At 73.7% G+C, this 6130-nt stretch carries 4 protein-coding genes and 1 pseudogene; 3 read left to right on the plus strand and 2 right to left on the minus strand.

Going from position 1 to position 6130, the window contains the following annotated elements; translation table 11 throughout:
* Positions 1 to 90 precede the first annotated feature (90 nt).
* Together AB0I54_RS47725 and AB0I54_RS47730 are read right to left on the minus strand one after the other, a co-directional pair.
* Positions 91 to 1500 (minus strand): extracellular solute-binding protein, encoded by a 1410-nt coding sequence (locus AB0I54_RS47725; RefSeq protein WP_363302684.1) that lies wholly within the window; start codon positions 1498 to 1500, stop codon positions 91 to 93.
* A 65-nt stretch (positions 1501 to 1565) separates the two neighbouring features.
* The gene (locus AB0I54_RS47730) at positions 1566 to 2738 is read right to left on the minus strand and encodes an epoxide hydrolase family protein (protein ID WP_363302685.1); all 1173 of its coding nucleotides are present in this window, start codon (positions 2736 to 2738) and stop codon (positions 1566 to 1568) included.
* A 285-nt stretch (positions 2739 to 3023) separates the two neighbouring features.
* Between AB0I54_RS47730 and AB0I54_RS47735 the strand changes: the two genes are divergently transcribed.
* The 3 genes and pseudogenes from AB0I54_RS47735 to AB0I54_RS47745 all read left to right on the plus strand — a co-directional run.
* A complete protein-coding gene (locus tag AB0I54_RS47735; RefSeq protein ID WP_363302686.1) occupies positions 3024 to 4562 on the plus strand; it encodes a class I SAM-dependent methyltransferase in 1539 nt (512 codons plus the stop codon).
* Positions 4563 to 4623: 61 nt separating this feature from the next.
* Positions 4624 to 6012 carry an FAD-binding protein gene (locus AB0I54_RS47740; protein WP_363302687.1) on the plus strand — a complete coding sequence of 463 codons (1389 nt, stop codon included), beginning with the start codon at positions 4624 to 4626 and terminating at the stop codon, positions 6010 to 6012.
* A 33-nt stretch (positions 6013 to 6045) separates the two neighbouring features.
* Positions 6046 to 6130, plus strand: a pseudogene (locus tag AB0I54_RS47745) (GNAT family N-acetyltransferase); the annotation flags it as partial.

Raw genomic sequence — 6130 nt, forward strand, 5'->3', positions numbered from 1 at the left:
CGCCGCCGCGCTCTCCGCCGAGTACGGCATCGGGGTCCGCGACGGCCTGTTCTGCGCGGCCGGTCCGCCCCCCTCCTCGTGTGCCGGCGGCTACTTCGTGGTGCCCTTCACCGCGTTCTCCAGCTGGGCTCCGGTGTAGGCCTCCGCGTCGCGGAAGTACTCCACGCGCAGGCTCTGGGGGTTGCGTACGCCGTTGTCGACGCGGTCCTTCTCGTAGGCGTCGAGGAGTTCCTGCGCCTCGGTGGTGGCCTGCGCGAAGCGCTCGGCGGGATCCGCGCCCCGCTGGAGCACGTCGTCCATGGCCCGGGTCATGACGTCCTGGGCGCCGGCGAAGTCACCGAACAGGGCGCCGCGGCACGGCGGCACCCCCTCGCCCTGGCCCTCGGCGTAGGAGCCGAGCTGCCCGCTGGCCAGGCGGTGGTACGGGTTGGCCTCGAACCAGCCCTCGTCCTCCAGGAGCTGGTAGGAGGAGCGGGTGACCGGCACGAAGCTGGAGGCGATGTGCCGGTCGGCGGCGTTGCGCGGGTTGTTCAGGAACTGCATGAAGGCCAGCGCGCCGTCCTGGGTGACCTCGTCCAGGCCGTCGGCCAGCCACAGCGACGTGCCCGCGATGATGTTGCCGCCGTACGCCTCGCCGTCGCGGCCCGGGAAGCGGCCGACACTCATCTCGAAGCCAGCGTTCTCGGCGGCCATCGCCATGTAGTTGAGGTCGTTGGACGAGGTGATGCGCAGCGCCACGTCCTGGTCGGCGAACGCCTTGATGTTGCCCTCCCAGTCCGGGATCTTCCCGGTGTAGAGGTAGTGGCCCCGGCGGTGCAGCTCCCGCCACCACTCGGCCCAGGTGAGCATCTCCTTCGACGACAGGTCCAGGCGGCCGGCCCGGCCCGCGCGGCCGTTGGCGTTGTCGGCCAGCTCACCGCCCTGCACGGCGAGCGCCTGCTGGAAGAACAGCCCGTGGTTGGACCAGGTGACACCGTGCGAGGGACCGCCCTGAAGGGCCGCCACCGCCTCGCAGGCCGCCTCAATCTCGCCCCACGTCGTGGGCAGCGAGCCGATGCCCGCCTTGTCCAGGACCGACTGGTTGCCGTAGATCAGCATGGCGGTGACGACGGCGGGCATCGAGGTGAGGTCCCCGTCGACCGAGTAGTACTCGCGCACGGCCGGGACGAGGTCGTCGATGACCACCGGCTCGCCGAGGATCTCGCTGCGGCCCGCGATCGCCTTCTGCACCGAGGTGAACAGCGGCCTGCCGTCGCGGGCGCGCGAGTCGCGGGCCGCCTGGGTGACCGCGAAGTAGTACTCCGCGACGGCCGGCGGACGGCCGGCCTCGGCGGCCTCGGCGATCTGCTGCGACAGCAGCCGGAAGTCGCGGCCCTCGATGTTGATCCGGTACTCGGGGTGCGCCTTCTCGAACTCCGCTCCGAGCCGGTGGAGCCGGTCCATGTAGCCGGGGAACGTCAGGTCGGCCACCCAGACGTCGATCACGGTCCTGGCGGTCATGCGATGCCTCGTTTCTCTTGGTCTGTCGTAGTCGAACCGGGTCGGGGGCGTTCGGCGCCGTGCCGTCAGGCTGCCGTCACGGCCACGGGGCGCAGGCTGCGGGCGAAGGCGCGGATGTCGCCGGTGACGGCGGCGGGCTGCTCCAGCGCGGCGAAGTGGCCGCCCTGCTCGAACTCCGTCCAGTGCGTGATGGTGGGGATGTCCCGGTCGGCGAGGCTGCGGACGGGCACGAAGATGTCGTCCGGGAAGACGGCGACACCCACCGGCACGGTAAGCGGCGGCGGTACGGACCCGGCCGCCGCGGCGCGCACACCCGCAGCGCCCTCGTAGTAGAACTGCGCTGACGAACCCGCGGTGGCCGTCAGCCAGTAGATCGTCACGTTCGTCAGCAGCCGGTCGCGGTCGACGGCGTCCTCGGGCAGGGCCGTGGCACCCGTCCAGTCCAGGAACTTCTCGACGATCCAGGCCAGTTGGCCGACCGGCGAGTCGGTGAGCGCGTACGCCAGCGTCTGCGGGCGGGTCTGCTGGAGCTTCATGTAGCCGGACAGCTCCGCGTCGAAGCGGGCCAGCTTGCCCAGCCGCGCCTGGTCGCGCTCGTCGAGAGCGGCCAGCTCGGCGGGGTCGCCGGACGGGAAGGTCATCAGCATGTTCACGTGCACGCCGGCGACGTGCTCGGGATCGATGCGGCCGAGCTCCAGGGAGATCACCGCCCCGGCGTCGCCGCCCTGCGCGACATAACGGTCGTAGCCCAGCCGCGCCATCAGCTCGGCCCAGGCGCGGGCGATGCGCGCGGTGTCCCAGCCGGTCTCGGTCAGCGAGGAGAACCCGTAGCCGGGAATCGACGGGATCACCAGGTGGAAGGCGTCCGCCGGGTCGCCGCCGTGCGCACGCGGGTCGGTCAGCGGACCGATCACGTCCAGGAACTCGGCGACGGAGCCCGGCCAGCCGTGCGTGAGCAGCAGCGGCGTGGCGTCCGGCTCGGGGGAGCGCACGTGCAGGAAGTGCACGCGGGCGCCGTCGATCTCCTCGGTGAACTGCGGGTGCGCGTTCAGCTGGGCCTCCGCGGCCCGCCAGTCGAACGAGGTGCGCCAGTACTCGGCGAGCTCCTTGAGGTAACCCAGCGGCACTCCGCGGTCCCAGCCCACACCGGGCAGCTCGTCCGGCCAGCGCGTCGCGTCCAGGCGGCGGTTCAGGTCGTCGAGCTGGGCCTGCGGGATGTCGATGCGGAAGGGATGCATGAGCGCTCCGTCAGTGGCTGACCGCAAGGCGGTCGTCGGTCGAGGGGACACGGGCGCGCTCGCACAGGGCGGGGATCGGCTCCCGGACCACCCGGGGCGCCCAGCCGTATCGTCCGCCGCCCCGGGAGCCGTCCGCATCTTGCGGATTGCTGCACCCGCCCGCCCGCGGCGGCAGGCACGCAGGAGCGCAGCCAGGAAGATGCAGCGCCGCCGCGGCCGCTGGCAGCGTGGCGCATCGCGCGCGGCGCCGGCGCCCGCCGCACCGACCCAGGAAGGACACACCAGATGACCGTTTCCCCCGCCCCCGCCGCCGTCGGCCTCGCCGAGGCGTTCGTACGCACCGCGCCGGACGACGTGCCCGCGGCCTTCCGCGCGCTGGTGGACGCCCTGTGGGACGACGGCGTGGCGAGCGCGGACGCCCTCGCCGCGGTGCCCTCGCTCGTCGCCGCCCTGGAGCGTGCCGGTACCGACCGCAAGGGTCACCTGGCCATCTTGCTGGGCCTGCTCGCCGAGACCGACTACCCGGACCTGGACGGCGAGCTCACCCGCGCCGTACGCGCCCACCTGGACCTCTACCTCGACCTGCTGGGCACCGAGGGCATCGGCACACCGCTCACCCTCGCCCTGCTCTATCTGCTCTCCCACTTCCCCGGCGACCGCGAGCGCGTCCTCGCCGTGGCCTCCGTGCTCGGTCTTCAGGCGGAGGACCTCTCCCGCCTGGACCGGTCGCTGAGCACGCTCGATGTGTCCCGCCCGGACCTCGGCCGAGTGTGGCCGTCCCCCTCGGCGTGGACCCTCAACGCGGACGAGCGTGCCTTCGACCAGAGCTGGATCAAGGAACTGACGCCGCAGCAGCTGGCGGCGAACTGGGAGAACGACACCCGCACCGTCCTCGGCTGCACCGGCGCCCGCGCGTACTGGGCGGTGTGCCACGGCGAGCCGCGCAACCTGCCCGAGGCCCCCCTGCCCGAGAGCCGTGACGTCAGCGCCCCCGTCGCCGACGCGGCCCTGTTCGCCCGGCACCTCGGCGCCCTGCGCTGCCCCGCCTGCCGGGGCTCCCTGGCCTCCCACGACGGTGTCGCGCGCTGCGCCGACTGCGCGGCCCGCTACCCCGTGGCCGGCGGCATCCTCGATCTGACCGCGCCCGCCACGGAGCAACAGGGCGACGCCTCCGCCGACTTCCTGGAGAAGCTGTCCCGGGTGCCCAGCATGGGCCTGTTCTACGAGGCCGTCGCCCGCCCCGCCTTCCTGCGGGTCTCCGGCTCCAACTGGGGCGGCGCCGTCACCCCGCAGGACGAGGACCGCTACATCGCCGACCATGTGCGTCCCGTCGACGGGCCCGTCCTCGACCTGGGCGCCGGCGCCGGCCGGTGGACCGCCGTCATCGCCGAGACCGTCGGCGCCGAGCGGCTCATCGCCCTCGACAGCGCGCTGCCCATGCTCAACGTGCTGCGCGGGCGGCTGCCCGAGGTGCCGTCCGTGCTGGCCTCCGCCGCCGAACTCCCCTTCGACGACGCCTCCTTGGGCGCGGTCGTGTGCTGGAACGCCCTCCAGGCCTTCTACGCCGACGCCGGCGCGGCGATCGCCGAGGTGAGCCGGGTGCTGCGGCCGGGCGGCACCTTCACCCTGATGACCTTCCGCCGCTCCGACGACCCGGTCTACGGCTACTTCCAGTCCGCCCACCGCTTCCCCCAGCACCAGGGCGGCCTCCAGCTGTTCGATCTCGACCGGCTCAGGCGCTGGCTGGCCGACGCCGGCCTCACGGTGCGCGAGGAGAGCGGCCCGGGAACCTTCGTGTTCATCACGGCCGTACGCGAGCACTGACCCACGGCGAGCCCGACGCGGCACAGACGCAGCATCGACGCACAGAAGGAAGACCGCTGTCATGAATCAGCAGCACGACGTCCTGCGGACGGTCCTCGCGGCACCCGGCACGGCGGAGTACGACGAGGCCACGGCCGTCTTCAACCTCGCCGCACCGGCGCGGCCCGACACCGCCGTGACCGCCCGCAGCGTGGCCGAGGTCCGCGCCGCCGTGCGTGCGGCCGCCGACCGGGACCTGCCCGTCCGCGTGCACACCACCGGTCACGCCTCCGGTGCCCGGCCCGCCGTCGACGGCGGCCTGCTCGTCCGCACCCGGCTGGCGGGCGGTGTCGTCGTCGACGCGGAACGCCGGATCGCCCGGGTACCGGCCGGCACGACATGGGGCGAGGTCGTCGCGGCGGCCGCGCCCCACGGCCTGACCGCCCCGCACGGCTCGGCGGCCCACGTCGGCGTGGTCGGCTATCTGCTCGGCGGCGGCGTCAGCTTCTACGGCCGTCACACCGGACTGGCCGCCAACAGCGTGCGCGCGGTCGAACTCGTCACCGCCGACGGGGCGTCGGTCCGCGCGGACGCCGAGAACGACCCCGAGCTGCTGTGGGCCCTGCGCGGCGGGGGAGGCGGCTTCGGTATCGTCACCGCCGTCGAGGTCGAGCTGTTCCCGGTGGCGAAGGTGGTCACCGGAGGCACCTACTGGTCCGCGGCCCACGCCCGTCCGCTGCTCACCGCCTGGCGCGACTGGGCCGCGCGGGCGCCCCGCCGGGCGGCCACCTCGCTGCGCGTGATGAACCTGCCGCCGGTCCCCGGTGTACCGCCCGAGCTGGCGGCCGGCCCGGTGATCTGCGTCGACGGCGCGGTGTTCGCCGCCTCCCCGGACGACGTGGCCGACGCCCGGCGCCAGGCCGAGGACCTGCTCGCACCGCTGCGGGGGATCGCCGAACCGCTCATGGACACCTGGGCGCTCACCGACGCCGCCGGTGTCCTCGACGCCCACATGGACCCGGCGGATCCGGTGCCGTTCATCGGCGACCACCTGCTTCTGGCGGAACTCGGCGACGACACGGTGGAGGCGTTCCTGAGCGTGCTCGGCGAGGGCTCCGGCTCACCGCTCGTCGTGGCGACGCTGCGTCAGCTCGGCGGCGCGTTCGCCGACGCCGACCCCCGCGGCGGCGTACTGAACCAGGTGGACGCGGCCTACGCGTACATGGGTTCCGGCCCGCCGTTCGGGCCCGTCACCCCGGCGGACCTGGAGGCGCACTGCGCCACCGTACGGGCCGCGCTGGAGCCCTGGAACACGGGCCGCACGGTGCCGTCCCTGGTCGAGGGCGCGGACCGGCCGCAGTGCCATCTCGACCCGGAGGCCGTGGCCGCCGTGGACCGGATACGGGCCCGGATCGACCCGCACCGGCGCTTCGCCGGTGACATCGCGCTCGGGGCGAGCGCGGCCGGCTGACACCCCGCCGAGGACCGACGGCGCGCCGAGGCGGTGTACGCCGCCGCCCAGGACCCCGACGTCCAGCGGTGGATCTCCCAGTTCCCCTCGCCATACCTCCGGGAGCACGCGCGCAGCT

It is taken from the genome of Streptomyces sp. NPDC050625 (genome assembly GCF_040654755.1).
Lineage (GTDB): Bacteria > Actinomycetota > Actinomycetes > Streptomycetales > Streptomycetaceae > Streptomyces.